Origin of the sequence: Aminobacter anthyllidis (assembly GCF_018555685.1) — a bacterium.
Classification (GTDB): Bacteria; Pseudomonadota; Alphaproteobacteria; order Rhizobiales; family Rhizobiaceae; genus Aminobacter; species Aminobacter anthyllidis.
The window spans coordinates 98953-124942 of the sequence record NZ_JAFLWW010000004.1 but is presented as its reverse complement, the minus strand read 5'-3'; the positions used below and the strand labels follow the sequence as shown (position 1 = coordinate 124942).

At 63.9% G+C, this 25990-nt stretch carries 25 protein-coding genes; 12 read left to right on the top strand and 13 right to left on the bottom strand.

Features of this window, described 5'->3' with window-relative positions; translation table 11 throughout:
• The first annotated feature begins 194 nt into the window (after positions 1-194).
• A complete protein-coding gene (locus J1C56_RS14455) occupies positions 195-1379 on the top strand; it encodes a site-specific integrase (protein ID WP_214390518.1) in 1185 nt (394 codons plus the stop codon).
• 8 nt (positions 1380-1387) lie between these two features.
• On the opposite strand, the gene J1C56_RS14450 is transcribed toward J1C56_RS14455, so the two are convergent.
• From J1C56_RS14450 to J1C56_RS14415, 8 genes are all read right to left on the bottom strand, one after another.
• Positions 1388-1906 (bottom strand): RES family NAD+ phosphorylase, encoded by a 519-nt coding sequence (locus J1C56_RS14450; protein WP_214390516.1) that lies wholly within the window; start codon positions 1904-1906, stop codon positions 1388-1390.
• Positions 1899-2270 (bottom strand): antitoxin Xre/MbcA/ParS toxin-binding domain-containing protein, encoded by a 372-nt coding sequence (locus J1C56_RS14445; protein ID WP_214390514.1) that lies wholly within the window; start codon positions 2268-2270, stop codon positions 1899-1901. Before J1C56_RS14445 ends, J1C56_RS14450 begins: the two co-directional genes overlap by 8 nt.
• A gap of 95 nt (positions 2271-2365) precedes the next feature.
• Positions 2366-3577, bottom strand: coding sequence for a plasmid replication protein RepC (gene repC, locus J1C56_RS14440; RefSeq protein ID WP_214390505.1), 1212 nt, complete (start codon positions 3575-3577; stop codon positions 2366-2368).
• Positions 3578-3836: 259 nt separating this feature from the next.
• Positions 3837-4892, bottom strand: coding sequence for a plasmid partitioning protein RepB (gene repB, locus J1C56_RS14435; protein WP_214390503.1), 1056 nt, complete (start codon positions 4890-4892; stop codon positions 3837-3839).
• 11 nt (positions 4893-4903) lie between these two features.
• Positions 4904-6097, bottom strand: coding sequence for a plasmid partitioning protein RepA (gene repA / locus J1C56_RS14430; protein ID WP_214390501.1), 1194 nt, complete (start codon positions 6095-6097; stop codon positions 4904-4906).
• Positions 6098-6472: 375 nt separating this feature from the next.
• Positions 6473-6718, bottom strand: a complete 246-nt coding sequence (locus J1C56_RS14425; RefSeq protein ID WP_214390499.1) for a WGR domain-containing protein — start codon at positions 6716-6718, stop codon at positions 6473-6475.
• Between the two features lie 97 nt (positions 6719-6815).
• Positions 6816-10298 (bottom strand): indolepyruvate ferredoxin oxidoreductase family protein, encoded by a 3483-nt coding sequence (locus J1C56_RS14420; protein WP_214390497.1) that lies wholly within the window; start codon positions 10296-10298, stop codon positions 6816-6818.
• A 9-nt stretch (positions 10299-10307) separates the two neighbouring features.
• Positions 10308-11711 carry an FAD-binding oxidoreductase gene (locus tag J1C56_RS14415; protein WP_214390495.1) on the bottom strand — a complete coding sequence of 468 codons (1404 nt, stop codon included), beginning with the start codon at positions 11709-11711 and terminating at the stop codon, positions 10308-10310.
• Between the two features lie 143 nt (positions 11712-11854).
• On the opposite strand from J1C56_RS14415, the gene J1C56_RS14410 reads away from it, so the two are divergent.
• The 3 genes from J1C56_RS14410 to J1C56_RS14400 are packed head-to-tail and all read left to right on the top strand — an operon-like array spanning position 11855 to position 14447.
• A complete protein-coding gene (locus J1C56_RS14410; RefSeq protein WP_214390493.1) occupies positions 11855-12604 on the top strand; it encodes a FadR/GntR family transcriptional regulator in 750 nt (249 codons plus the stop codon).
• Positions 12605-12633: 29 nt separating this feature from the next.
• The gene (locus tag J1C56_RS14405) at positions 12634-13626 is read left to right on the top strand and encodes an MDR family oxidoreductase (protein ID WP_214390491.1); all 993 of its coding nucleotides are present in this window, start codon (positions 12634-12636) and stop codon (positions 13624-13626) included.
• Positions 13627-13637: 11 nt separating this feature from the next.
• Complete coding sequence (locus tag J1C56_RS14400) at positions 13638-14447, top strand: enoyl-CoA hydratase/isomerase family protein (RefSeq protein WP_214390489.1); 810 nt, start codon at positions 13638-13640, stop codon at positions 14445-14447.
• A 12-nt stretch (positions 14448-14459) separates the two neighbouring features.
• Here J1C56_RS14400 and J1C56_RS14395 read toward each other — a convergent pair whose 3' ends face one another.
• Together J1C56_RS14395 and J1C56_RS14390 are read right to left on the bottom strand one after the other, a co-directional pair.
• Entirely contained in the window at positions 14460-16157 is a 1698-nt protein-coding gene (locus J1C56_RS14395; RefSeq protein ID WP_214390487.1) for an AMP-binding protein, read from the bottom strand.
• Positions 16157-16915 carry a FadR/GntR family transcriptional regulator gene (locus J1C56_RS14390; RefSeq protein ID WP_214390485.1) on the bottom strand — a complete coding sequence of 253 codons (759 nt, stop codon included), beginning with the start codon at positions 16913-16915 and terminating at the stop codon, positions 16157-16159. The genes J1C56_RS14395 and J1C56_RS14390 overlap by 1 nt, the downstream gene beginning before the upstream one ends.
• A 170-nt stretch (positions 16916-17085) precedes the next feature.
• Between J1C56_RS14390 and J1C56_RS14385 the strand changes: the two genes are divergently transcribed.
• From J1C56_RS14385 to J1C56_RS14355, 7 genes are all read left to right on the top strand, one after another.
• Positions 17086-18120, top strand: coding sequence for an ABC transporter substrate-binding protein (locus J1C56_RS14385; RefSeq protein WP_214390483.1), 1035 nt, complete (start codon positions 17086-17088; stop codon positions 18118-18120).
• A 75-nt stretch (positions 18121-18195) separates the two neighbouring features.
• Positions 18196-19296 carry an ABC transporter ATP-binding protein gene (locus J1C56_RS14380; protein WP_214390481.1) on the top strand — a complete coding sequence of 367 codons (1101 nt, stop codon included), beginning with the start codon at positions 18196-18198 and terminating at the stop codon, positions 19294-19296.
• Positions 19278-20180: an ABC transporter permease gene (locus tag J1C56_RS14375; protein ID WP_246591380.1), complete on the top strand. Its 903-nt coding sequence runs from the start codon at positions 19278-19280 to the stop codon at positions 20178-20180. The genes J1C56_RS14380 and J1C56_RS14375 overlap by 19 nt, the downstream gene beginning before the upstream one ends.
• Entirely contained in the window at positions 20177-20992 is an 816-nt protein-coding gene (locus J1C56_RS14370; RefSeq protein WP_214390479.1) for an ABC transporter permease, read from the top strand. Before J1C56_RS14375 ends, J1C56_RS14370 begins: the two co-directional genes overlap by 4 nt.
• Before the next feature lie 238 nt (positions 20993-21230).
• Positions 21231-22097, top strand: coding sequence for an ABC transporter substrate-binding protein (locus J1C56_RS14365; protein WP_246591379.1), 867 nt, complete (start codon positions 21231-21233; stop codon positions 22095-22097).
• Between the two features lie 63 nt (positions 22098-22160).
• Positions 22161-23084: an amino acid ABC transporter permease gene (locus J1C56_RS14360; RefSeq protein ID WP_214390477.1), complete on the top strand. Its 924-nt coding sequence runs from the start codon at positions 22161-22163 to the stop codon at positions 23082-23084.
• Complete coding sequence (locus J1C56_RS14355) at positions 23081-23884, top strand: amino acid ABC transporter ATP-binding protein (protein WP_275945151.1); 804 nt, start codon at positions 23081-23083, stop codon at positions 23882-23884. The genes J1C56_RS14360 and J1C56_RS14355 overlap by 4 nt, the downstream gene beginning before the upstream one ends.
• A gap of 134 nt (positions 23885-24018) precedes the next feature.
• Here J1C56_RS14355 and J1C56_RS14350 read toward each other — a convergent pair whose 3' ends face one another.
• The 3 genes from J1C56_RS14350 to J1C56_RS14340 all read right to left on the bottom strand — a co-directional run bounded on the left by J1C56_RS14350 (position 24019) and on the right by J1C56_RS14340 (position 25547).
• On the bottom strand, positions 24019-24186 hold the full coding sequence (locus tag J1C56_RS14350) for a Thivi_2564 family membrane protein (RefSeq protein ID WP_214390475.1): 168 nt from the start codon (positions 24184-24186) through the stop codon (positions 24019-24021).
• 58 nt (positions 24187-24244) lie between these two features.
• A complete protein-coding gene (locus tag J1C56_RS14345) occupies positions 24245-24601 on the bottom strand; it encodes an ElaB/YgaM/YqjD family protein (protein WP_214390474.1) in 357 nt (118 codons plus the stop codon).
• A gap of 148 nt (positions 24602-24749) precedes the next feature.
• Positions 24750-25547 (bottom strand): SapC family protein, encoded by a 798-nt coding sequence (locus J1C56_RS14340; protein ID WP_214390472.1) that lies wholly within the window; start codon positions 25545-25547, stop codon positions 24750-24752.
• Between the two features lie 140 nt (positions 25548-25687).
• On the opposite strand from J1C56_RS14340, the gene J1C56_RS14335 reads away from it, so the two are divergent.
• The gene (locus J1C56_RS14335) at positions 25688-25987 is read left to right on the top strand and encodes a DUF6916 family protein (RefSeq protein ID WP_246591378.1); all 300 of its coding nucleotides are present in this window, start codon (positions 25688-25690) and stop codon (positions 25985-25987) included.
• Positions 25988-25990 lie beyond the last annotated feature (3 nt).

The window sequence follows — 25990 nt, the reverse complement described above, 5'->3', positions numbered from 1 at the left end:
TTAACCTTAACACAATAGTCGATTATAAAGCCATCTCGCTGTTTACTTGAGTCATGCGGGATCGTCGATTTCTCGAAATTAACTAACGATAATGTCTTCTTATCGATAGTGATGGATTTCAGGCTCAAAATCGCTAGAATCAGGCCCGAACCCAGCCGTTTGCGGCACGAAATTGCGCTGAAAAATGGGGCCTCATGGCCAAACGTCCAAAACCCGGCACCAACCGCGACGAGGCGCAAAGCATCGCCCGCCGCGCCGAGGCACTCGATGCGCTTGACGGCATTCTGCCCTTCGACCGCCGCGACCGCCTGGCGTTGGTGCTCAGCGACGACGACGTCGCCACCTTGCGCCACCTCGCCAACCAGGGCCTGGGCGAAAACTCGCTGCGCGCTCTGGCTTCGGACCTGTTCTACATCGAGGCCTGGTGCCTGGCTGCGACCGGCACCGTGCTGCCGTGGCCGGCACCCGAGCCGCTGCTGCTGAAGTTTGTCGCCCACCATCTATGGGATTTTTCCCGCCGCGAAAGCGACGCGGCACACGGCATGCCCGCCGAAGTCGCTTCGGCATTGGCAGCTCAGGGTGTGTTGCGGGTAACAAAAAAGCCGCACGCTCCGGCAACCGTCCGGCGCAAGCTGTCGAGCTGGTCGACCTTGACCAGATGGCGCGGCCTGACGGGCCACTTCAACGCACCCGGGCTCAACAGCGCGATCAAACTCGCGGTCCGCGCCGCCGGCCGGCCGCGCCTCCGCAAGAGCCAGAAGGCGGTCACGGCGGACGTACTGGCAGCTGTCCTGCAGGCCTGCGCTGGCGACAGCATGACTGATTGCCGCGACCGGGCCCTGCTGCTTTTCGCCTTTGCCTCCGGCGGCCGTCGCCGCAGCGAGGTCGCCGCCTTGAGGCTCGAACAGCTGGTCGAGGAAACGCCGGTGCTATCCGACCCGCAAGATACCAACGGCGACACGCTGCCGTGCCTGAAGATCCGCCTCGGTCGCACCAAAACCACCAACGCCGATACGGATACGGCTGTATTCCTGATCGGCCGCCCGGTCCTGGCTCTCAAGGACTGGATTTCCCGGGCCGAACTCGTCGAAGGTGCAGTGTTCCGCGCCATCGACCGCTGGGGCCATGTCCAGCGCCGCGCGCTGACCCCGCAGGCAGTCAACCTCATCCTCAAGCGCCGCATCGCCGAAGCTGGACTGGATCCAGCCGAATTCTCGGCGCATGGCCTGCGTTCGGGCTATCTCACCGAGGCCGGCCGCCACGGCATCCCGCTGCTCGATGCCATGCAACAGTCTTTGCACCGCTCGGTCAGCCAGGCCTCGCACTACTACAACGACGCCGAACGCAAGCTTGGCCGCGCCGCGCGGCTGGTCGTGTAACCTCTGGTCTAAAGCCAGGATGCCGGGGTCTTTGGAAGACGCTGATCGGGATCGATGACCTTGAGCGATGGCTGGTCCGGACCGTTCCAGCGCCACAGGGCAACACAATTGCCGCCAGGCGACATGAAGGAGGGGTAGACGACGCCGTCGAAACCTTCGGCCAGCAGGCGCTGCCGCAGTAGGTGGGTTTCAGGCGTCCTGCCCTCGTCGAGATCGGCCCGCCACTCGCATCGGTGAATGGCCGGATCCACGCCGAGTTCCTGCAGCGCCGTCGGATCGGTCAACTCGGCCAGGGCCGCATCGGCAAGTTCGAGTTGTGCGATCAGCGCCGGATGCTGGACGAAACCCTGATTGTATTCGGCCCAGGCCGTCGACAACTCGCAGGCCGCATATAGCGTTGGCGCACCGACCGGATTCCAGCGCCCGCCAAAACGCGCTGCACCCTCGCCTGAAAGTGGCATATGGGCCCAGCGCGGCACGAAGGCCCGCCACAACGTACGACGCTGCCGCGAGCTCGCTTCAGGCATAAACGCCGGAGCGCACCGCCTCCAGATAGGCCAGGACCTTGTCGGCCTTGCCCTCGCCAACCAGGTCATAGGCGGTCTTGCCGGCCCAGCCGGGGATAGGCTGATGCTTGAACCAGATCGCCGCGCGGTTTTCGTCGCCGGCCATTTCGGCAGCCATTGCCAGGATGCGGACGACGGGGCTGAGTGCCTGGTCGACCTTGCGCGCACCCGAACGTGCCGTCAGCGTGTTGCGAGCAACGCCGACGAGCCGGGCCAGGTCTGCCTGGGTCACGCCCAGCAATTCCGACACGCGGCGGGCCGACAGGAACTGCGACCGGGCCTCACCGAAATGGGCCGCCGACATTCCCAGACTCTGAGCTGCCATGACACGCTCCTGTCTCAATTTGATATCCATGACGTCAATATGTGCTCATTTCGAGCGCAATTCAAGCTCAACCAGCCTCGCCTCGAGCGTGGATATCACCCTGCCCTCGCCCGTGCATCACCCCCCTTGCCGCGCAGCAGCGCCATCAGCACCGGCCCGATCGAGAATTCGCCGGCCCTTGCCTTGGCGGTCAGGCTGCGCAGATAGCCGCCGGGGCTCGCAATCGCCTCCCCCTTCTGCAGCATCGCCGCCACCATGATCGCGGCATCCACCGCCCCCATCGCCTCGCAGGCCTGGTTCCACGCATCCGGACTGACGCCGAGCGCGCCGCGCACCAGGTTTGCCGTTTCAACCAGATCCGCCCAGCCCGAAATGCCGTTGCGTGCGTAATCGGCAATATCAGGGCAGGCACGCAGCACCATGCCAAGCGGATAACCCGTTGGCGGCTGGCTCTTCGTCTCCAGTTTCACCGCAGCGGTCGTCCCTTGGCCTTTTTCGAGGCCGGGTTCAAGTTCATGAAGGTGTGTATTTGAATTCTGTATGTGGCGCTCGAAATGAGACTCATTGGCGCTTGTTTCTTCAGTTTTAACGTGACTTTCCAGCGTCTTGCGCACCTCCTGGGCAAGCAGAGCGAGTTCTTCGGCAATCGGCTCGAGCTCAAGCCGGCTCGCCGTGCGTGGAATCGTCGCCGCGATCTCGCGATATTCGAGATGCAGGCGCTGCCAGTCGGCCGCAATCCCCTCCTCAAGGCCAAAGGCGATCATCTTGGCGATGTCACGGCGCAGGATGGTGATGCGCTCGCGTACGAGCAACAGCGCCCGCCTTTCAGCCCTGACAGCCTCGGCCAAACGTTCGAACTCTTGCGCCCGGGCCAGTAGTGGCGTCAGGTCGAAGCCGAAGGCCTGCTCGATTGCCCCGTCATAGCCCTTGCGGGCGTAACGCTTCCCATTGGGGCTGTCGCGGCGCACCACAAGGCCGCAATCGACGAGCACCGACAGATGCCGTCGCAATGTCGCCGGCGCCATGCCATGCGCCCTGAGCGCCAGCTGGGCATTGGAAGGAAACACCACCAGCCCCTCCCCTTCCACGAGATCCGTGTCGGGATGGAAACTCAGCAGCGCGTTGAGTACGGCAAGCGCGCGATCGCTGGCGCCAAGCAATCCCTTGGCCTCGCAGACGGCGCGAAACACCTGCCATTTATTGGTGCTGGCGCCAGGCGCACAGCTGCCGGCCGCCATCTGACCTGCCACCATGGCAAGCGACAGCGACCGCCGCCCAAAGGGCGTCGTCGAAATATGCTCGATCATCTTCGTTTACCTCACTTGGAGGCAAGCCAAAGGCGTTCCGGAACGCGTCCAGTGGTTGACAAGTCAGCCCGGAAATGATTCTCTCACAATTGCTACATTGATGAGGGCTTCCGGAATGGCGACGTTTCGGGGGCCTTTTTCTTGCCGGTTATCCTTCTTATTCCGATCCTCTACACATTGGCACGGACGCTTTACGCTCCCCGTTTCGCGGGCGGCGCTGCGGTGAAGCATGCGCCTGTCTCGCTAGCCGTGAACAAATCTAGTCTTGCCCGGCCGCTGGGCCGCGCTCCTGTTTGAACCTTTCCAACAGCCTGGGCAGTTCCTCGCCGAGGAAATCCTCGAAGCCATCGGCAATCTTTTCCAGAAAATCGACCCTGGCCTTGCCCTTGGTAACAATCAGATTCGCCACCGCCCTGCCCTTGCCGTCACGGATTTCGCGAGCGGCGCCGACAACCGGCTGGCCCCTGCGCTGCAGCCGCGTGAACAAAAGGTTGAAGCGCTCGTCGCTCGTCGCTGCGCGAAACCGTTCGCTGGTGGTCTCGTCGTCGGCCTTGACGCGCGCCGCCTCGCCCTTCAGCAGCTCGGCGAGCGCCATCCAGCGCGGCCGACCGACCTTGGGCGCGGCGCCTATGGCGCGCACGATATGTTCCGGCACGGCATCCGCGACCTGCAGGAAGCGTGTCATCTCGGCCTTGTGCAGTGACAACGCATCCTGCACCAGGCCACGCTCGAAGCCTCGGCCGATCAATTCGTGCGCGAACAGCGCCCGCTCGATGAAGGACAGATCGCGCCGCTCGCTGTTTTCCTTGCCCTGGGCAAGCACCAGCTCGACATCGGACAGCGGCCGGACGATCGCCAGGACGGGAATGCCAAGCTTGCCTGCCGCGCGGACGCGACGATGGCCATAGGCCGTCTGGTAGCGCCCCGGCTTGTCGGGATGCGGCCTGAGCAGCACGGGAACCTGCTGGCCTGACGTCTCGATGCTGCTGACCAGTGCGTCGAAATCCGCATCCTGCGCGCCATTGTCGAGCCGGTCGGCAACAAACGACGCCTCGATGAGCGTCGCATCCACCTGGGACACGCGTTCGGAGGCATCCAGGCTTTCCTTCAGCCTGCGCGCCTCCTCGACCTCCTTGGACAGCCCCCCGAGCGACAGCCCCATCGCCTTGACGGCACCCGAAGCGCTGCGCGGGCGTGCCGCGTCCGGCTCGGCCGATTTCGTTTCCGGTGCCTTGTCGGCCGGAGCTGCGGGCACCGGTGCTGGTTCAACGGTGCCGAACAACGCCTTGAGCTGGTCCTTGCGGTTCAATGCCATGCCAGCCTCCCTCACGCTGCCCGGTTCCAGGCCTTGAGCATCAGGCCCTCGATCTCGCCGTTGACAGCTGTCAACGACTCCATGGCGCGGTCATAGGTGGCGCGGCTGAAGCTCTCGCGCGACACTTCGTAAAGCGTCTGTTTGGTCAGGCCGGCATCGGAGAACGCCGTCGACTTGACCAGAGGCGCGGTCAGCACGCGATCGCCAAACAGCGAGCGCAGGAAGCCGACTATCTGTGTCTGGGGGCCATCATTGGGCTCGTAGCGCGTGATCAAGTAGCGCATGAAATCGAAGTTAAGCTCACCGCCCGCCTCGCGCACCACCGACAAAAGGTCGGCGGTCATGAACAGGAACTGGCTCATCGACGCGACATCGAGCATCTGCGGATGGATCGTCACAAGCACCGACGTCGCCGCACACAGTGCCGACAGCGTCAGGAAGCCAAGCTGTGGCGGGCAGTCCATGACGACGATGTCGTAGTCGTCGGCCACTGTCCGCAGCGCCTCCTGCACCCGGGCGAAAAACATCGCCTTGCTGTCGCCTGCCTGGCGTGCCGCCAGCATCTGCGGCGTGGTGTGCTCAAACTCCTGCAGCTCGAGATTGCCAGGCACGAAGTCGAGCCCGTCGAAATAGGTGCGGCGGATGATGTCGCTAAGCGGCCGGCGCTCCTCGTCGTAGCGGATCGCGCCGTACAGCGTGTCATTGCCGTTCAAGTCGAGTTCGGGCTGATAGCCGAACAGCGCCGACATCGAGGCCTGCGGATCGAGGTCGATGGCTAGTACGCGATAACCGGCGAGTGCCAGATGCTGGGCGAGATGGGTGCTGGTCGTGGTCTTGCCCGAGCCGCCCTTGAAGTTGGTCACGGCGATGACCTGCATATGCTCGCCGCGCGCTGCATCGCGGCGCGGCAGGTAGTGGCGCGCCTTGGTCGGGTTCTGCTCGGCAAGGTGCCGGCGCAGTCCGTTGATGTCGTCGAGCGCGTAGTAGCGGCGCCCCCCTGCCCCGGTCTCGGGCTGCGGCCCCTCGCCTGCTATGGAGAGCTGGCGCAGATAACCGTCGGTGACGCCAATCAGACGAGCCGCTTCGCCGCTCGAGAACTTGCGCAAGGCCTTCTTCGACGTCGGCGAAAACAACCGGTCGCGCATCGCCTGCAATTGCGCCGACAACATCTCGGCGTCGCGCGCAATAGCACGATCAGTCGCCATGACCTCGGCCTCTTCGCTCGCGTTTTCCGCCCGTGCTTGAACTGCCCCAACCAAGTCTTTAGTCCCTTCTCGCCATCAGGCGGACGCATGAGCGACACGCAGTCAGGCTTCGTTAAGATTTATGCGCCGATTCGCTGCAGAATCCGAATCCGGGTTACGCCTTCGCACATTTTAACGTGACAGAGCGTGGATAACGGATTGATGAGGCGGTTACGCTGGACGCATCGAATTACGACCATTTACCGTAACAAGGGTGCGGGAGCGGCCGAGTCGAGTCAACTTGTTTATAGTTAACGGAAATTAACCATTGTGACGGAAGCGAAACGGCCGGCGACGGCGGACGTTTCGGAGCCGTCGTCAGGTCGTTGACAGCTGTCAACCGACTGAGCAGTAGCCGCGCAGGAACTTGGAGGCGGCCAGACGCCGCAAGGCCTCCTGCGCCTGAACGGCATCGGCGTAGAGATCGAGACGTCTCGTGCCCAGCGTGCCGATGCGGCCCCATTCCCGCACCAGCACCGCGTCGCCGAACAGCGAGCTTTCGAGCGACAGGCAATAGAACCGCGCCATGTTTCGGCTCGGATCACGGCGCTGGAGATGCAGTCGCGAGGTTGGCTGTTCCATGAAAGGCAGAATCGCGCGCTGCGATTCCACCGTCCAATGAAAGTGCTGAATCGATCAGCCAGGATCGATTCAGCCTGTTGATGCTACGGAGGGTAGTTCAGGCCGCCTGCCCCACTGGCGTGGCTCTCGACAAGGCGGTGAGCAATTCCGACTTGCGCTGTTCGTAGCGCTCGATGGCGGCAAGCTTTACATGGCCGTAGCCGCGGACACTTTCGGCCAGGCTGGCAAGTTCAGTGGCCATCGCCAGGTTCGAAGCCGACAGTCGGATGGCAAGCTCCTCGACGAGCGTGAAGTAATCAGCGGCCAGCCGCCGCTCCATCTTGCGCTCCGCGGTGCGGCCGAACGGATCGAAGCGCGTGCCGCGCAGGCCTTTGAGCCGGGCAAGCACGGCGAAGGCTGGCTCGATCCAGCGGCTGGCGATCGCGATCTTGGCGGGATGGCCGGTACGCGGATCGGTCCGAGTCAGCATCGGTGGCGCCAGATTGTACTGGAGCTTGAAGTCTCCTTCGAACTGTTCGGCAAGCTTTCGCCTGAACGCCGGATCGCGATGCAGCCTCGCCACTTCGTACTCATCCTTGTAGGCCATCAGCTTGAAGGCGGCGCTGGCGACGGCACGGCTGAATGCCTCCTGCCCCGGTGCGACCCTCGCCTCGGCTTCACGCGCGCTATCGACGAGCTTTCGGTAGCGCTCGGCATAGACAGCATTCTGATAGCCGGTGAGGAAGTCGGCGCGATGCCTCACGATCTCGTCCAGCGTCAAAGCGGGCGCAGGCGCCGAAACGCTGCCCGCCTGGCGGCTGACGAAGTCCATATCCTCGGCCGAGCGTCTTCCCCAGGCGAAGGCGGCACGGTTCATCGCGATGCCGGCGCCGTTGAGGGCGATGGCCTTTTCGATCGCCTCGCGGCTGATCGGCACGAGCCCCTTCTGCCAGGCATGGCCGAGCAGGAACATGTTGGCGGCAATCGCGTCGCCGAACAGTGCTGTCGCAAGCTTCATGGCTGGCAAGGTGGTCAATGCGTCCGCGCCGCCGGCATTGCGCAACCGGCGCATGGTGGCGCCTTCGCGGAAGTCAATCGCCGTGTCTTTCACGAAAGAGGCTGTCGGCGCGAAATGATCGTCGACCACTGTCCTGGTCCGGTCCTTGCCGAAGGTGGCGATGACATTCTGGGACGCGGCAACCACGAGGTCGAAACCCAGCACGAGATCGGCCTCGCCGGGTCCGATCCGAGCGGCGTTCAGCATCTCGGGTTCCCGCGCAAGCCGGATATGCGAAACCACTGCGCCGTTCTTCTGGGCGAGACCGGTCTGGTCGAGCGTGACCAACGACAGCCCGTCGAGATGTGCAGCTTGTGACAGGATGGCACTTACGGTGATGACACCCGTGCCACCGATGCCGGTGAGCAACACGCTGTAGGGCTCATTTCCAAGGGCAGGGCGAGCTGGCTCGGCAAGGCCGGCATCCACGCCGCCGACCGCCTTGGCCTGTGGCTTGCGCAAGCGCCCACCTTCGACGGTGACGAAGCTCGGGCAAAAACCCTTGATGCAGGACAGGTCGGTGTTGCAGCTCGACTGGTTGATGGCGCGCTTGCGGCCGAACTCGGTCTCGCGCGGTTCGATCGAGATGCAGTTCGACACGGCCGAGCAGTCGCCGCAGCCTTCGCAGACCAGTTCGTTGATGAAGGCGCGCTTGGGCGAGACGGGGTAAGTGCCGCGCTTGCGCCGGCGGCGTTTTTCGGCGGCGCAGACCTGATCGTAGACCAGGACCGTTACGCCCTCGACTTCGCGCAGTTCGCGCTGGACCTGATCGAGCTCGTCGCGATGGTGCACATTCACCGAGCGCGGCAGCTGGCCGGCCAGCAGGTGAGGGCGTTCGGAGACGACGACCACCTGCTTTGCGCCTTCGGCGAGAACCTGGCCGACGATGGAGGGCACCGACAATTCACCATCATGGCGCTGGCCACCGGTCATGGCGACAGCGTCGTTGTAGAGGATCTTGTAGGTGGCGTTGACCTTGGCAGCGATACCGGCGCGGATGGCCAGCAGGCCGGAATGGAAATAGGTGCCGTCGCCCATATTGACGAAGATGTGCTTCTCGTCGGTGAAGGGCGACAGGCCGATCCACGAGCCGCCTTCGCCGCCCATCTGGGTGAAGGTCGAGGTGTCGCGCTCCATGCCGATCACCATCATGTGGCAGCCGATTCCGGTGGAGGCGCGGCTGCCCTTGGGCACGACTGTCGAGGTCGAGTGCGGGCAGCCCGAGCAGAAATAGGGCTCACGGTTGAGCAACCCAGGTTCGGCAGGGGAGGGGAGCCCGACCGTTGACAGCTGTACAGCACGCGCGGCGAGGCCGGCATCTTTCGTGCCGAGCCATTGCAGGATGGCGCGCGCTACTGAAAGCGCGCCGATTTCGCCGATCGAGGGCAGGAGAGGGGACCCGTCCGGGCCAGACTTGCCGAACACCTGTGGCCGGCGGTCGCCTGGCAGGTTGAAGAGAAGCGACTTGATCTGCTCTTCGATGACGGGACGCTTTTCCTCAACGACGAATACCTGTTCAAGCCCGTCGGCGAACTCACGCAAGCCCTCCGGCTCCAGCGGCCAAACCATGCCGACCTTGTAGAGGCGGATGCCGAGTTCGGCGGCGCGGGCCTCGTCGATGCCGAGCAGCGACAGAGCGCCCTTGAGATCGAGCCATGACTTTCCAGTCGAGACAATACCGAGCCTGGCCTTGGGGGAGGGCCAGACCTGCCTGTCGAGATGGTTGGCCCGGGCGAAGGCAAGCACCGCCGCAAGCTTGGTCTCGAGCCGGCGCTCCATCGCCTGCTGCCCGTCGGGCCAGCGCATCGAAAGCCCGTCGGCGGGAAGCGGCAGGGCAGGGGTGACGATCTCCAGCCGGCTTGGATCGAGATCGACGGTCGCGGAGCATTCGACTGTTTCGGTCTGGCACTTGAAGCCGACCCAGGCGCCGGAATAGCGGCTCATCGCCCAGCCGAGCAGGCCGAAGTCAATGTATTCGCCAACACCCGCCGGCGACAGCAGCGGCACCATGGCCGAAATCAGATTGTGCTCGCTCTGGTGCGGCAAGGTGGAGGAGACCGCGCCGTGGTCGTCACCAACGAGCAGCAACACGCCACCATGCTGGCTGGTGCCGACCGCATTGGCGTGGCGGATGACATCCATGGTGCGGTCGACGCCGGGACCCTTGCCATACCACATCGAAAACACGCCGTCGTAACGCGAGCCGGGGAACATGCCGGTCTGCTGGGTGCCCCACACGGCGGTCGCCGCCATGTCCTCGTTGAGGCCAGGCTGGAAAACGATATGGCTGGCCTTGAGATATTTCTTGGCACTGCCCATCTCGCGATCGAAGCCGGCCAAGGGAGAGCCGCGATAGCCCGACACGTAACCCGCAGTATTGAGCCCGGCCGCAAGGTCGCGCTGGCGCTGGACCATCGGCAGGCGCACCAGCGCCTGCGTGCCCGACACCAGGATGCGGCCGCGCTCGAGCGTGTAGCGCTCGTCCAGCGCTGAGGGCATGTCGACCTGTTGGGCGCCATTATCGGGGGACTTCACTGCAGTCATGATGGATTCTCAGACGTTGAGCGGGGCAGGCGGCATGTCGAAGATACGGCCCGGATTGAGGATGTTGCGCGGGTCGAGCGCTGCCTTGAGCCGGCGCATCGCAGCCAGTTCGGCAGGGTCGCGCGTCAGGTGCAGATAGGCCTTCTTGTCGAGCCCGATGCCATGTTCGGCCGAGATCGAGCCGCCGTTCTTCGCGACGCAGTCGAACACGGCACTGGCGACCTCGTCGGGCCGGTCGGTGCGGACGACGTAGTGCAGGTTGCCGTCGCCGAGATGGCCGAAGACATAGTCCTGCGCCGCCGGGTCGGCACGCCCCTGGGCCGCCCGCGCCATGGCGAGGAAGGCGCCCATCCTGGGCAGCGGCAGGCTGACGTCGAGGCTGAGCATCGCGTCCTCGGCAAAGAGGAAGCGGTTGACGTCGTCGCGCAGCGTCCACAGCGCATGGAACTCGCGTTCCGACTGCGAGACCACGACGTCCTCGACCAGCCCGTTCTCGATTGCCTGAGACAGTGTCTCGACAAAAACCTCCTCGTCGGCGCCCGGAGTCATGCCCTGGATGTCGGCCAGCACATAGACCGGCGACGACAGTGCGACCGGCGAGGTGAAGCCGAGTGCCGCCACCATGTCGCCCATCAGCGGCGCCAGGATCACCTCGAAACCGGACAGCAGGTTGCCGAGGCGGCCGCGCAGGAATTTGAGCAGGCCAAAGGCAGCGTCGAGCGAGGGCAGCGAACAGAAGGCTGCCGACTGGGTGACCGGCTTGGGGTGAAGCTTGAGGCAGGCGCGGGTGACGACGCCGAGCGTGCCTTCGCTGCCGATGAAAAGCTGGCTCAGATCGTAGCCGGAATTGTCCTTGGCGAGACCCTTGAGCGAGGACAGCACTGTGCCGTCCGCCAGCACCGCTTCGAGCCCCAGCACCTGGGCGCGAAAATTGCCATAGCGCAGTACGCGGATGCCGCCGGCATTGGTGGCGATGTTGCCGCCGATGGTCGCGGTGCCGCGCGCGCCTATGTCGACGCCGAAAACCAGCCCCGCCGCATCGGCTTTTTCCTGCACGATCTGCAAGGGCACGCCGGCCTCGGCGATGATGGTGCTGGCGGTCGGCTCGACGTCTCCAAGGGCGGTCATGCGTTCGAGCGAAAGTACCGCCTCGCCGGCCAGCACCCTCGCCCCGCCTGACAGGCCGGTACGGCCGCCCTGGACGACCAGCGGCAGGCGGGCGGCGTTGCAGGCGTTGAGGATCTCGGCGACTTCGTGGGTGTTGCGCGGCCGCAGAACAAGTTCGGGCCTCGCACCTGGCACGCCGGAAAGATCGTCGCTGTAGCGCGGATCGATGGCATCACCTGCCAGGATCGCGGCCTTGTCGAGCCGCGTCTGAAGGGAGGATAGAACCTGATCGGTCGGTCGCGCCATGATGCCTGGATGGCCCGGAGGAAGCCTTTCCGGGCGCTGTCTCGGATCAGCTTATTTCGCTTGCAATATTTGTCAAACCTATATTGTTTATCTCCATGTCGAAACGGACGAGCGCCGATAGTGGTCGCGCCGACGGAGGACGAATGCCGATCGAATATCAGGACGTGGTGCGCACAGGCGTTGCCCGGCAGGTCGCCGACAAGATCCGCGCGGCCATTCTCGACGGCCGCCTGCAGATCGACGAGCGCCTGCCGACCGAAGAAGACCTGGCCAAGAGCTTTGGCATCTCGCGCCCGACCGTGCGCGAGGCGCTGAAACGGCTCGCGGCCCAAAACCTCATCCGCTCGCAGCGCGGACCGACCGGCGGCACCTTCGTCAGCCGCCCCGACCCTGAAGGCCTGTCGTCGGCGATCACCGGGGCTGCCACTCTTCTGGTTGGCGTCGGCGCCTTCGACATCGACGAGATCATCAGTGCGCGGCTGGAAACCGAAGCGATCTGCGCCCGGCTTGCCTGCGAACGCCGCAGCGAAGCCGACCTGACGGCGATGCGCGCCGAGATCGCAGTGCAGCGCTCCAAACTGCTCAGCGACGAGGATTTTTGTGCCTCCGACGTGCGTTTCCATCGCGCCGTGGTCAAGGCCGCGGGCAACGGCCCGCTCAGCCTGATGATGTACACGGTGGTCGAGGCCTTCATGCCGATCACCAACATGATCGTGTCGCACGTACGCGAGCGCAGCACGGTCGCCAATTTCCACGAGCGCCTCGTCGCCGCACTTGACGCGCGCGACGCAGCGGCAGCGACCGCCGTGCTCGGAGAACTCCTGGCCTATGTGCGCGACAGCTATGCCGTCAGCCTGGCACGACGCGCCGAACGCGAAGCCAAGCGCGGCTGACGAACTCTTACCCCTGACTGGAGACTTTCATGAGCGAGACTTTTACGGCGTTGATGCTGGAAGATGTCGATGGCAAGCCGCGCGCCGGCTTCCGCGAGATCACCAAGGCCGACCTGCCGGATCATGACGTGCTGATCGAGGTCGCCTATTCGAGCCTGAACTACAAGGACGGGCTCTCCGTTTCGGGCAAGGGCCGCATAGCGCGGCGCCTGCCGATGATCGCCGGCATCGATATCGCCGGCACAGTCGTCGAGTCGCGCTCGCCGGCGTGGAAAGTGGGCGACAAGGTCGTGGCCAATGGCTGGGGCATGTCTGAGACCGAGTGGGGCGCCTACACGCGCTTCCAGCGGCTGAAGCCGGAATGGCTGATCCGATTGCCGGACGCGTTTTCCATGCAGCAGGCGATGGCGATCGGCACTGCGGGCTACACTGCCGCCCTCTGCGTCGACGCGCTCGAGGCCTGGGGCAGCATCCAGCCCGGAAAGGGCGAGGTACTGGTGACCGGCGCGGCTGGCGGCGTTGGCTCGACGGCGGTCAGCCTGCTGTCCTCCAAGGGCTACACTGTCGTTGCCTCGACCGGCCGCACTGAGACGCACGACTATCTGCGGTCACTGGGCGCAACGTCCTTCCTCGACCGGGCCGAGCTCGCCGCCGAGGTCAAGCCGCTGCAAAAGGAACGCTGGAGCGGGGCTGTGGACTCGGTCGGTTCGACGACGCTTGCCAATGCGCTGGCCCAGACCGTCTATGGCGGTGCTGTCGCTGCCTGCGGCCTGGCCGGGGGCCACAACCTCCCCGGAACCGTGATGCCGCACATCCTGCGCAGCGTGGCACTGATCGGCGTCGATTCCGTCTTCGCGCCGCTCGCCAGGCGCCAGAAGGCCTGGCAGACGCTGGCCGAACATCTCGACCGCGCTAAGCTTTCGACAATGACCGAAGTTCACAAGATGTCGGAACTGCCCGAGCTCGCCAACCGCATCGTGGCCGGCCAGGTGCGCGGCCGCATCGTCATCGAAATCGCGTAAGGGGAGAGACCATGAGCAGCGAAGTCGTACTCTGGGAAAAGGACGCCGAGGACGCGTTCGTTACCCTGACGCTCAACCGTCCCGACAAGATGAACGCCATGAACCAGGAGCTCGGCGACGCGCTCGAGGCGGCGATCGATCGCGCGATAAAGGATCCCGACATCCGCGCGGTCATCATCACCGGCGCGGGGCGCGCCTTCACCGCCGGCTTCGATCTCGGCGGCGAGGATTTCGAGATGGACACCGAAGCCTGGCGCGAGGACATCGGCGCCAACATGCGCCGCATGAGGTTCATTCGCGAAGCGCCGATCCCGATCATTGCCGCCGTCAACGGCTTTGCGCTCGCCGGCGGGCTGGAATTGATGATGTGCTGCGACATGACGATCGCCGCCGAAGACGCGATGCTGGGCGAACCTGAAGTGCGCCACGTCTCGGCGCCGCCGACGCTGATGCTGCCCTGGACGGTGCCGATGATCCACGCACGCCACCTGATGTACACCGGCGACCTGATCGATGGCCGCGAGGCGGCGCGCATCCATCTCGTCAACAAGGCGGTGCCGCGCGACCAGCTGAAGGCGGAAGCCGAGAAGCTGGCGCGCAAATGCGCTCGCATGCCGGGCGCTTCGATCAAGTTCGCCAAGGCAGCGCTCAACCACCAGCAGCAGACCGCGGGCTTGGAAAGCTCGTGGACTTATAATCGCGAGACCACGGCGATCCTGCACGGCTCTGAAGAAGGACGTTACTGGATGCGGCTGCTCAAGGAGCATTCGCTGAAGGAGTTCCTCGACATCCGCGAGAAGCCGTTCCGCGATCTCGACTGAGCGTCAAGTGCGTCAGGCGCTCTTGGGCGCCTGACCTCCACCTGCCTGCAGTGCCTCGAACAGTTCGGCGTTGTTGCGCAGATAGCGCGACTGCACGATCTGCCCCTTGTCCGACAGTTCGCCCTTGGCGCGGTCGGCCGGTGTCGTCGCCAGACCGAAGCGAGCGATCGTTGTCGAGCCGCCTGAATTGGCGGCGTTCCAGCCAGCGATGCGCGCGCTGATCTCGTCGATGCGATCCCTGCCTGCCGCCGACGGAAAAACCAGCGCCACGAGCCGGTCGCGGTCCTCACCCGAAATGACGATGTCGTCGGCGAGCGGTGCGCACTGCGCCATCAGGCCGGCGCGCAGCGGGCCGGTGCGGACCTTGACCCCGCTCGACAGCTTGAAGTCCTCGGCAAGCCGGCCATCGAAACCGAACACTGGAATGCCGTCCGAGCGCGGGCGAATGACCGCAGCGTCGCCAGTGCGGTAGAAGCCCAACTCGTCCATCGGCAATTCGACCCTGCGGCCTTCGATCAGGTAGCAGGGCGCGATGTTAGGCCCTGAGACGCGCAATTCGCTTCGGCCGTCGACGTCGACCAGCGCGATGCGATGGCCGGGCAGGGGGTGACCGAGTTCGCCTGGGCGCTCCAGCGGCGCTGGCGACAGCGTGATCGTCGAGGCGGCCTCGGTTGCGCCATAACCGGACAGGATCTGGAAATCGCCATGCCTGTCGCGGAAGCTGGCCAGCCGGCGCCAGAGCCCGGCATCGATGCCGGCGCCGGCAAAGAAGATGGCGCGCAGATTGCGCGTGAAGGCTGCGGCTGCCACCTCATCGTTTTCCAGACGGTCAAGCAGCAGTTTCAAGCCGAGCGGCACGGCGATATGCATGGTCGGGGAGACCTCCGCCATGAGCACTATGCTTGCGTCCATGGTCGAGGGAGTGGGCGCCGAGTCGACGTGCATGGCGCCGCCGTTCCAGATCACCTTGAAGATGTTGTCGAGGCCGCCGAAGACGTGATGCCAGGGCAGCCAGTCGACAAGGACGGGCGGGGTTTCGGCCACGAACGGCCACATCGCGGCGATGGCGCCCTGGTTGGACGAAATCATGCCGCGCGTGATCGGCACGCCCTTGGGGGCTCCGGTGCTGCCGGACGTGAAGAAGATCGCCGCCCAATCATCGGGCGCGGTTTGTTCGTCGGCATCGAGCGCCGCTTCGCCAGTGCTTTCGCGCGCCAGATCGATTAGCGAAATCGCCCCCATGCCTTCGATGGCCGGATGGCCCGCCGGCGCGACAATCAGCTTGGGTTTGGCGGCGTCAAGAAATGGCCTTGTCGCTTCACCTTCGACGCCGTCGCGGAAAGGGAAGGGCGGCAGGGCGGCATGAACGAGCCCGCCCGACAGGCAGGCGAGCTTGAGCACCAGCGCGTCGACGCCCGCCGGACCCAAAGTCGCGACGCAATCGCCCTTGGAAAGGCCGTAGAGGCCCACCAGCAGCCCTCGCATGGCACGAGCGCGGGCAAGTGCCTCGCCATAGCTGATGGAGCGCCTGGCGCCTTCGCCGGGTTCGGACAGCAGCACCTTGTCCGGCTGCTCGACCGCCCATTTGACAAGCCGTGCAAGAATGTCGGGCAGATTGCCGGGCAGGGGGATCGCGCTGCGATAGACGCGGCGCCCGTCCGGCAGCTGCTCTTCGATCAGCTTCTGCCCAGGCGCCACGAGTTGGCTCATCAGGCTTCCTGCCTCTGGGCGGCGACATCCTGGCGAGCTGACAGCGCCTTTTCGTAGACGCTCGACTGATAGGCGATGAGTTCCTCGAAAGCCGCGGTGGCGGCCGAGGCGTCGCGGGCACGCAGTGCTTCCAGAATGTCGGCGTGCAGCGACACCACACGGCCACGCTCGCGGAAGCGGAAGGAGATCATGTTGGTCGCCGGGATCAGCGAATCGTTGACGACAAGCATGATGAAACGCAGTTCATTGTTGCCGGTCGCCTGGGCGATGGCGTGGTGAAAGGCGACATCGAGCCGGCAAAATTCCTCATCGGAAATGTCGTCGCGCTCGAAGGCCTCCAGCGTCGCTTCGATCGACTCAAGGTCCTCCGGCGTGGCTCGCTCAGCGGCCAGCTGGACGCAGGTGCGGCCCAGCAGCAGGCGCGCCTCAACAATCTCGCTCAAGCCGAACACGCCCAGGCCGACGAACCAGGTCGTCATCTCCTGCAGCATCTGGCTGGCGGCGGTCAGCGACGGCGCGTTGACGAAGACGCCGCCATTGGGACCACGCTTGGAACGCACAAGCTTCTTCGCAGCCAGGATCTTGAGCGCCTCGCGCACGGTCGGCTGCGAAACGCCGAAGCGCTGTGCGATCTCGGCTTCGGACGGCAGCCGCGCCTCGACACTGAGCGTACCCTGCACGATCTCCTGCTGGAGCGCCGTCGCGATCTGATGTGCCAGGCTCTTGGTCGCCTGGACTGCCTGCTTGGCGTCCTCCATGCCCTTAAACTCTCCCTCGTTGGCCGCTTCTTATTATTTCAATATTACAATATCTAAATTGTTGACCGCCTGATCGGAAAATGCAAGCCTTCGATCCAATAGGGCTGCGCTTTCGACCCGCGACGCAAGCCACAATAAGAACTTCAGTGGGAACATGGGAGATAATTCCGATGAAGCTGACAAGGCGTGAATTCGCCGTCGGTATGACGACGGCTATTGCCTCGATGACCCTGCCGCGGCTTGCCGCGGCGCAGTCCCCACTGGTCGTTCCGACCTATGGCGGGCTGTGGGCCAAATTCTGGGAAGAGAAGCTGCTGCCTGGCCTCACCTCGGCCACCGGCATCCAGCCACAGCTCGACGTCGGGCTTGGCAAGGACTTCGTCGCCAAGATCCGAGCCGGCGGCGGTCGCTCTCCCTACAGCATCTTCATGGGCAACGAGAATATCGCCGCGGTGCTGCGCGCCGAGGGTTTCTTCGAGCCCTTCGACCTCGCCAAGGTGCCGAACGCGGCGAAGACATTCCCGCAGTTCATCAACAAGGACGCCAAGGGCATCCGCGCCATCGTTTCGCCTATCGGCCTGGCCTACCGCACCGACCTGGTGAAGACCGCGCCGACCTCCTGGCACGACCTCTGGGAAAACCCCGAGTTCAAGGGCAAGACCGGCCTCTACCAGATCGGCAACACCGGCGCGGTGCTGTTCCTGCGCCTGGTCGCCGAGCTGTTTGGCAGCGGACCCGACGATTTCGACACCGCCTTTGCCAAGATCAAGGAACTGCTGCCCTTCACGCAGGCCTCGTGGAGCGGCGAGGTGGCGACCGCCCTGATCCGCGGCGACGCCATCATCGCCCCGGTCGACTGGACCGAGATCATGACGCTGCAGGACAAGGGCGCGCCGGTTGCGATCGTTGCTCCCAAGGAGGGCGTGCTGGCCTTCGAGCAATCGTTCAACCTGGTTGCCAGCGGCGCCGAGAAGGACGCCGCGCACGCCTACCTGAACTACATCCTAGACGCCAAGGTCCAGCAGGACATGGCCAAGGCCTTCTACACCTCGCCCAGCAACAGCGAGTCCGTGGTGGACGACGCGATGAAGGCACGCACCCCGATCGTCGGCCCGCGCATGGCCGAGATCAAGAGCTACGACTGGGACAGCTACGTCGACAGGGCGGCCGAAATCGCCGACCGCTGGAACCGGGAGATGGCGTAGCCACGCCACGACCGGCAACGACGTAATGGCCGGGAGGGGCCCCCACCTCCCGGCCGCGAACCGCGAGGACATCGGATGACCGCACTGACCATCGACCGTATCAACAAGCGGTATGGCAACCTGCACATCCTGAAGGACATATCGATCCCGATCGGCCAGGGCGAGTTCGTTTCCCTGCTGGGGCCAAGCGGCTGCGGCAAGACGACGACGCTGCGCTGCATCGCCGGCTTCGAGCAACCAGACAGCGGCCGCATCCTGTTCGGCGACCGCGACGTGACGCGCGCATTGCCCGAGCAGCGCGACATCGGCATGGTGTTCCAGTCCTACGCGCTGTTTCCACACATGACGGTTGCCGAAAACCTCAGCTTCGGGCTTGAAGTGCGCAAGGTCTCGGTGCCCAACCGCCAGCGGCGCATCGCCGACGTTCTCGCCATGGTGCGCCTCGAAGGCTACGACAAGCGCTATCCGCGCGAGCTTTCCGGAGGCCAGCAGCAGCGCGTGGCGCTGGCCCGTGCGCTTGTCATCGAACCCTCGGTGCTGCTGCTCGACGAGCCGCTGGCCAATCTCGACGCAACCTTGCGCGACGAGATGCGCTTCTTCATCCGCGACCTGCAGCAGCGCGTCGGCATCACCAGCATCTACGTCACCCATGACCAGGCCGAGGCGATGGTCATGTCGGACAAGATCGTGGTGATGAGTGCTGGCACGATTTCGCAGTTCGGCTCGCCGCGCGAGATCTATGAACGGCCCACCTCGCAATCTGTTGCCGGCTTCATCGGCCGCTCCAACACCATATCGGGCAAGATCGCCGAGGCGCTCGGCCAGGACAGCTACAAGGTCGACACGCCTTGCGGCAGCCTCGGCACGACAGGCCCGGCGGGCCTGGCCAAGGGCACCGACGTCAGGATCATGATCCGGCCGGAGAACATCCGCACGCTCAGGCATGAGGCCGGCACAGGCCATCAGCAAGGGGCAGGGGAGGCCGGCCACGGCGAGAACGCGCTCGCCGGCGCCGTGATCAACTCGATCTACCAGGGCAGCGCCAACCAGCTCGCCGTCAAGCTCGGCAGCGGCGACCGCATCGTCGTCGACGTCGGCGGCCGCAACCCGCTCGACGTCGGCGAACAGGTCACGCTGCGCTTCGCCGCGCGCGACACATGGCTGCTCGCATCATGAGTGCGGTCGGAGCAGCTCCGCGCCTCGAAGGCCGCGGCAATCGCGGCAGTGCCAGCTGGATGGTCGTGCCGGCGCTAGTGCTGCTCATCGGCTTCTTTGCGCTTCCGTACCTGACGATCATCACCATGAGCCTGCGCGAGGCCTCGACCCGCGCCGTCTATGGCGACGGCTTCACACTGGCGCATTACACCACCGCTCTTGGCGACCTCTACATCTGGGGCATCCTCGGCCGGACCTTGCTGATCGGCGCCACCGTCACCGTCATTTCGCTGCTGCTCGGCTACCCCGTCGCCTATCACCTCGCAAAGTCGCGGTCGCGCTGGACGAGCCTGCTCTACATCTTCGTCTTGTCGCCGCTGCTCGTCGGGCTGGTGGTGCGGACCTTTGCCTGGATGATCATCCTGTCCAACAACGGCGTCGCCAACCAGGCGCTTCAGGCAGTCGGCCTGATCAACTTCCCGCTCCAGCTGATGAACAATCCGCTCGGCGTGACAATCGCGCTGACGCATGTCTTCCTGCCCTTCATCATCCTGCCTTTGCTCGGCAACCTGCAGGCGATCAGCCCGGACCTTGCCATGGCGTCGCGCTCGCTCGGCGCCTCGCGCATGCGCACCTTCTGGAAGGTGACGTTGCCACTCAGCATGCCCGGCATCCAGGCCGGCACAATCCTGGTGTTCGTGCTGTCGATCAGCGCCTATGTCACGCCCGCCATGCTCGGCGGCACGGGTGGGCGCACCATGTCGGTGCTGGTGGTGCAGTATCTGGTCGACAATTTCCGCTGGCCGGCAGGTGCCGCGCTCGCCATCATCATGGCGGCGGTGGCCGTCCTCTTCGTCGGGCTCTATCTCCGGCTCACGGCACGTGCGATGCGGAGGCTGCCATGACACGCGCATCGAGCGGCGTCGAAAAGACCATCTGGGACCGGTTGTTCACGGCGCTGGTCGCGGCGATCTACATCTTCCTGATGTTCCCGATCGTGCTGGTGGTCGTGCTGTCGTTCAATTCGGGCGAGTTCCTCGCCTTCCCGCTCGAAGGCTTTTCGCTGCGCTGGTTCGAGGCGCTGTTTTCAAACAAGCGCTTCCTCGATGCCACGCTCTATTCGCTCCAGATCGCCGCGACGTCGACAATCGTCAATGGCGTCATCGGCACGCTGGCCGCGATCTACGTCGCGCGACATGCGACGGTCGCCCGCGATTACATCCGCCTGCTGATGACATCGCCGCTTCTGGTGCCCGAGATCCTGACGGCGATCGCGCTGCTGTTCTACTTCTACGAAATCCGCATTGGCACCGACTATTCGATCGGCATCCAGATCGGCCACATCGTGGTCACCTTCCCTTATGTCTTCCTCAACGTGTCCTCAGCACTGTTCAACTTCGACCGTTCGCAGGAGGAAGCAGCGCGCAGCCTCGGCGCCGGCGGCTGGATGACCTTCAGGCGCGTGACGCTGCCGGCCATCAAGCCCGGCATCATCACCGGTTGCCTGTTTGCCTTCGTCATCTCCTTCGACATCTTCAACATTTCGCTGCTGCTGAAATCGCTCGGCAAGAACACGCTGCCGCTCGAACTGTTCGACTATCTGCGCTTTAATTTCGATCCGACCGCCGCAGCCATCGCCTCGCTCAGCATCTTCATGACCTTTGCCGCGATCCTGATCATCGACCGGACGGTAGGACTGAGGTCGCTGCGGTTCTGACGGGCAGGCGAAGCGACAGGAAAACCGCGCGATCGCGGCGCGAAATATGGTGCCGGGCAGGGCTGCTCGCTTGACAATTCATCGACTGTAAAAATACATTTCAATATCAGAATTTAGTTCTGACGTGACGGCCACCAGACAAGAAGCGCGTTCCGCGCCGTTCGAGGGGAATGCAGTCACAAGGACGAAGCCAGGGGCAACCGCCGCCGGTCATCCCAGCATCATGAGGAGGAACTAGATGCATCAACTTTCGCTTCTGCGCGGCACGACATTTGCCGCGAAGGCTGCCACGGCCCTGGTTGCAGGCGCCGGCACGCTTGCCGCTGCCGAACTGCCGAAGTCGGCCGAGGTCAAGGACACCGGCAAGCTGATCATCGCCAATACGCTCGAATACGCGCCGTTTGAATTCATCGACGAGAACGGCAAGCAGGTCGGCATCAACATCGAACTGGCTGAGGAGACGGCCAACCTGCTCGGCGCCGAGCTTGAAGTCACCCGCATTCCTTTCCCATCGATGGTGCCCGGTCTTGCCGCTGGCCGCTTCAAGGTAGCCTGGGAAACCTTCGCCGCCACCGACGAGCGTCTGAAGCAGGTCGATTTCGTGATGTTCATCAAGTCCGGCATCGTCGCCTCGACGACCGCCGACAAGACGTCGCAGTTCCAGGGCGAGAACAATCTGTGCGGCAAGCGCGTCGGCGTCATCGGCGGCGCGGTGTCGGACTTCATCGCCGACCGGCTGAGCGGCGAATGCAAGGAAAAGGGCCTGCCCGAGATCGCCAAGAGCATCTTCCCGGAAGGCAAGGACATCATCCAGGCAGCACTTTCCGATCGCATCGACGCCCGCCTCGACGACGCCACCGCGTCGGGCTACTTCGAAGTGACAAGCAAGGGCCAGATGGTGGTCGTTCCGGGTCTGTATGACGTGGCCCCGCTCGGCATCGCCATCCCGAAGGGCGACAAGGAAACGGGCGACATGCTGGCCGCCGGCGTCAACGAGCTGATCAAGAACGGCACCTACAAGACGATCATGGCCAAGTACGGCATGACGAGCGCGATGATCGAGGAAGCCTACGTCGTCGACAGCGCCGACAAGATCCGCAAATAATCGACAAGGCCGGCGAGGCAGGACTGCTCGCCGGCCACCCATACTGTTTGAGAGGGCGGCTGAATGAACCGGGCCGAAACGCAAGCACCGCCGCCGGAGGCGCTGACCGTCGTTCCGCTGCGCCATTACGGCCTGTGGGTCGGAACCGCGATCACGCTGGCCATACTTGCGCTCATCCTCAAGGCGCTCGCCACCAACCCGGCGTTCGACTGGCCGACCGTCGGCAAGTACCTGTTCCATCCCTCGATCCTGCGCGGCCTTGGCCAGACGTTGGTGCTGACGGTCACCATTATGGTGCTGGCCATCATCATCGGCACCATTGTCGCCATCATGCGGCTGTCGCCGAGCCGCATCCTCAACGCATTCGCCAGCGCCTATATCTGGTTCTTCCGCGGCGCACCGGCGCTGATCCAGCTGATCTTCTGGTTCAACCTGTCGCTGATCGTGCGCGAGTTTTCACTCACGCTGCCGTTCGTCGGCACGCTGTTCACGGTCAAGACCAACGACTTCATGACGCCATTCGTTGCCGCGGTTGTGGCACTGTCGCTGCATGAAGCCGGCTACATGGCCGAGATCGTGCGCGCCGGCATCAACTCGGTGGCATCAGGGCAGACAGAGGCCGCCGGCAGCCTCGGCATGAACCACCGGCTGATCCTGCGCCGCATCACGCTGCCCCAGGCGATGCGCTTCATCGTGCCACCAACCGGCAATGAGACGATCAACCTTTTGAAGACGACATCGCTGGTCACCATCATCGCGGTCAACGACCTGCTTTATGCGGCGCAGAGCATCTATGCCCGCACCTTCGAGACGATCCCGCTGCTGATCGTGGTGGCGTTCTGGTATCTGTTCGTCGTCACCATCCTGTCGATCGGCCAGCACTACATCGAACAGTATTACGGCAGGAGCGACCAGCAGCAGGGCGTCTCATTGGCCGGTATGCTGAAACGCGCCTTCAGGTTCGGACGGGTGGCACAGCCGGCATGACATCGAAAGCAGAAAACCAGGCCCGCTTCGGCGTGCCCGACAATTCCATGGTGTTCGCCCGCGGCGTGCGCAAATCCTTCGGCGCGGTCGAGGTGCTGAAAGGCATCGACCTCAACGTGCCCACAGGATCGGTCGCCTGCGTCATTGGCCCGTCGGGTTCGGGCAAGAGCACGTTCCTGCGCTGCATCAACCACCTGGAGGAGGTCAGCGGCGGCGTGCTGCTGGTCGATGGCGAGTTCGTCGGCTACGACCTACGCCACGGCAAGCTCTATGAGGTCAACAACAGACTGCTGTGCCAGCGCCGCGCTGACATCGGCATGGTGTTTCAGTCGTTCAACCTGTTCTCGCACATGACCGCGCTGGAAAACCTGATTGAGGCGCCGATGATGGTGAAGGGCCTGTCCAAGGCCGAAGCCAAGGACAAGGCCCATGCGCTGCTCGAGCGTGTCGGGCTTTCGGCCAAGGCGGACGCCTATCCGCGCCAGCTCTCGGGCGGGCAGCAGCAGCGCGTGGCGATCGCCCGCGCGCTGGCGATGAATCCCAAGGTCCTGCTGTTCGACGAGCCGACCTCGGCACTTGATCCGGAACTTGTCGGCGAAGTGCTGGTGGTCATGCGCGACCTTGCCGAAAGCGGCATGACGATGGTCGTCGTCACCCACGAGATCGGCTTTGCCCGCGAGGTCGGCGACCAATTGATCTTCATGGACCGCGGTGTCGTCGAGGAGCGAGGCGAACCCCGGGAGATGATCGCCAACCCGCAATCGCCGCGGACGCGGGAGTTTCTGTCCCACGTACTGTGACAATAGGATCGACCGACGGATATCAGGTGAACCATGCACCAGCCCTGCGCGCCGCAGGGCAATATCTGACCTATGTTTGATTATGAAAAAGGCGGCTCGACAGCCGCCCCTTTTTATCGTCGTGCCGCTGCTGGCTAAAAGACAGCCAGGTATTTGAGCAGCGAGATGATGCCGATGATGATCACTATTATCTGAGCAATCTGCCGCATCTTGGCGTCGATCGGCAGGCGCTGAACCAGATAGAGCACAAGCACGATCACCAGGAATGTAATCAGAATGCCTATGAGGACTGATGAGGCCATGTGGTTCTCCTAGGGGAGTGAATGGATTGGCGCGCCTGCTCATGGCGCGGTGGTACGCTCAATACCAGCGGCCATGCTGATCGTTTGAGCCTTTCGCGATGGCAAAGCCGATCATGAACCCAACGAAACCCGCCAGGCCAACCACGAGACCAGTTGTGCCCGGGTTCTCACGGGCGGCCTCGGAAACGGACTGGGCCTGGGTACGAAGTTGCTGAGCCGCTCGCGACGCTCGCGTCGACGCCTCCTCAATGGCCACATTGGCGGTGTCGCGTGCTTCGGCGGCAAGCTCGACGCTGCGGTCGGCAAGGGATTTGTTGATTTTGGCGATCTCTTTGCGCAGCTCGGAGATTTGCTTTTCGACCGACTTTTGGATGCCATCGATGCTCGGGACTTCGGTCTTAGGGGTGTCAGCCATGATTTTTCCTTCTGCAACCAAATGGGAACGGTGCAGACAGGAATTCGTTCCGTTCAATGGCCGCGCCAACAAGCTTTGGGGATCAGTACGGCGCTAACAAGAGCCCGCTAGGACAGCAGCTCTTACAACTTCACCGTGACACCGAAAATCAGGCAGCAGTGCCCAGGCGCCGCAGCGAGGCCTGGAAAACAAGCGAGGTCCAGCTGTTGGTCGAAGCCAGGTGGCAATAGACCAGCCCGAGCGCACCGGACTTGCGCAGGTCAACGAACGCCTCATCGGGGAGCTTGTTGAACGCCGGCTCGTCGATGACCTGGAAATCGGTGACGTTCAGCACTTCGCCACCTTCCAGTGTGACAGTGCTCTGGCGCGGCGCGAACAGGCCGTGCGCGTCGATCTTGTCGACCATGGCGCGCGTGGCGTTGAAATCGATCTGGAACTGGTTGCAAAATGCGAGGGCCTGCTTGCTCGCCTCGCTGGCCCCCGAGCCGTCGAAAAAGGGCGCGACCTTGCTCGCGCCAGACGAAATTTCGGCGACGCGCTCGCTGGCGCGGTCGACGCACAAGGTCAGCCGACCGGTGCCCGCTCCCGCATCGTCCGCGAGAATGAAGGGATAGCGACGGACATAGGCCGGAATGTAATGCGGCTCGAGCCACTTGCCGCTTGCCTCGACGAAGAGGTTCTCGTTCTGGCGCAATCCGGTGATGACGACAGGCGCCTTGGCGGCTCCGATGAAGACGATCGGATAGGAGCGCATCGCCGCCGGCATTTCGGACGCCACGACAGGGATCGCATGGGCCTGGCGCGCGAAGGAAAAATCGCTGCGTGCCGCCAGGCCGAGCGAGCCGTGCCGTGCCGGGTTGAGCGCCTCGGGCCTGGAATAAAACAGCGGCAAGCCGGCGGCCGCGGCATCTTCCACGGCTTTCGTTTCGGTCGTCGATTCAGTCATCGTTCAAGTCCTTCGGCGGCTCGGATCGCAAGGCGACAGTGCGATCGTCTTGATATGCTCTCATGAGTTGGCAACGTCGCAAAACTGTACTGCGGCTATGGACAGGACACTAGCAAGCAGCAAGATTGGGTGTTTCGCAAATGATACGCTACAGGGCGGACCAGATGATTTCGGCTTCGGACTTCGAAAGCTCTGTCGGGCAGACATTCACCGTCGATACCGGCGGCACGCAGCTTCAGCTCGAACTGAACGCGGTCCGCTCGCTCTCCTCGAGTTCCCGCGCGGGTGGCGGCTTCTCGCTGCTCTTCAAGGGCCCCCGCGACGCGGCCCTGCAGCAGGCGACCTACCGGTTTGTCGGCAACGGTTTCGCCGACGACATCTTCATCGTGCCCGTGTCGGCTGACGCGACGGCTTTGTTCTACGAAGCCGTATTCAACTGACGT

Excerpts from the sequence above, each read along its gene's own strand:
- J1C56_RS14455 (WP_214390518.1), top strand. The coding sequence starts at position 195 with ATGGCCAAACGTCCAAAACCCGGCACCAACCGCGACGAGGCGCAAAGC.
- J1C56_RS14450 (WP_214390516.1), bottom strand. The coding sequence starts at position 1,906 with ATGCCTGAAGCGAGCTCGCGGCAGCGTCGTACGTTGTGGCGGGCCTTC.
- J1C56_RS14445 (WP_214390514.1), bottom strand. The coding sequence starts at position 2,270 with ATGGCAGCTCAGAGTCTGGGAATGTCGGCGGCCCATTTCGGTGAGGCC.
- repC (WP_214390505.1), bottom strand. The coding sequence starts at position 3,577 with ATGATCGAGCATATTTCGACGACGCCCTTTGGGCGGCGGTCGCTGTCG.
- repB (WP_214390503.1), bottom strand. The coding sequence starts at position 4,892 with ATGGCATTGAACCGCAAGGACCAGCTCAAGGCGTTGTTCGGCACCGTT.
- repA (WP_214390501.1), bottom strand. The coding sequence starts at position 6,097 with ATGGCGACTGATCGTGCTATTGCGCGCGACGCCGAGATGTTGTCGGCG.
- J1C56_RS14425 (WP_214390499.1), bottom strand. The coding sequence starts at position 6,718 with ATGGAACAGCCAACCTCGCGACTGCATCTCCAGCGCCGTGATCCGAGC.
- J1C56_RS14420 (WP_214390497.1), bottom strand. The coding sequence starts at position 10,298 with ATGACTGCAGTGAAGTCCCCCGATAATGGCGCCCAACAGGTCGACATG.
- J1C56_RS14415 (WP_214390495.1), bottom strand. The coding sequence starts at position 11,711 with ATGGCGCGACCGACCGATCAGGTTCTATCCTCCCTTCAGACGCGGCTC.
- J1C56_RS14410 (WP_214390493.1), top strand. The coding sequence starts at position 11,855 with ATGCCGATCGAATATCAGGACGTGGTGCGCACAGGCGTTGCCCGGCAG.
- J1C56_RS14405 (WP_214390491.1), top strand. The coding sequence starts at position 12,634 with ATGAGCGAGACTTTTACGGCGTTGATGCTGGAAGATGTCGATGGCAAG.
- J1C56_RS14400 (WP_214390489.1), top strand. The coding sequence starts at position 13,638 with ATGAGCAGCGAAGTCGTACTCTGGGAAAAGGACGCCGAGGACGCGTTC.
- J1C56_RS14395 (WP_214390487.1), bottom strand. The coding sequence starts at position 16,157 with ATGAGCCAACTCGTGGCGCCTGGGCAGAAGCTGATCGAAGAGCAGCTG.
- J1C56_RS14390 (WP_214390485.1), bottom strand. The coding sequence starts at position 16,915 with ATGGAGGACGCCAAGCAGGCAGTCCAGGCGACCAAGAGCCTGGCACAT.
- J1C56_RS14385 (WP_214390483.1), top strand. The coding sequence starts at position 17,086 with ATGAAGCTGACAAGGCGTGAATTCGCCGTCGGTATGACGACGGCTATT.
- J1C56_RS14380 (WP_214390481.1), top strand. The coding sequence starts at position 18,196 with ATGACCGCACTGACCATCGACCGTATCAACAAGCGGTATGGCAACCTG.
- J1C56_RS14375 (WP_246591380.1), top strand. The coding sequence starts at position 19,278 with ATGGCTGCTCGCATCATGAGTGCGGTCGGAGCAGCTCCGCGCCTCGAA.
- J1C56_RS14370 (WP_214390479.1), top strand. The coding sequence starts at position 20,177 with ATGACACGCGCATCGAGCGGCGTCGAAAAGACCATCTGGGACCGGTTG.
- J1C56_RS14365 (WP_246591379.1), top strand. The coding sequence starts at position 21,231 with ATGCATCAACTTTCGCTTCTGCGCGGCACGACATTTGCCGCGAAGGCT.
- J1C56_RS14360 (WP_214390477.1), top strand. The coding sequence starts at position 22,161 with ATGAACCGGGCCGAAACGCAAGCACCGCCGCCGGAGGCGCTGACCGTC.
- J1C56_RS14355 (WP_275945151.1), top strand. The coding sequence starts at position 23,081 with ATGACATCGAAAGCAGAAAACCAGGCCCGCTTCGGCGTGCCCGACAAT.
- J1C56_RS14350 (WP_214390475.1), bottom strand. The coding sequence starts at position 24,186 with ATGGCCTCATCAGTCCTCATAGGCATTCTGATTACATTCCTGGTGATC.
- J1C56_RS14345 (WP_214390474.1), bottom strand. The coding sequence starts at position 24,601 with ATGGCTGACACCCCTAAGACCGAAGTCCCGAGCATCGATGGCATCCAA.
- J1C56_RS14340 (WP_214390472.1), bottom strand. The coding sequence starts at position 25,547 with ATGACTGAATCGACGACCGAAACGAAAGCCGTGGAAGATGCCGCGGCC.
- J1C56_RS14335 (WP_246591378.1), top strand. The coding sequence starts at position 25,688 with ATGATACGCTACAGGGCGGACCAGATGATTTCGGCTTCGGACTTCGAA.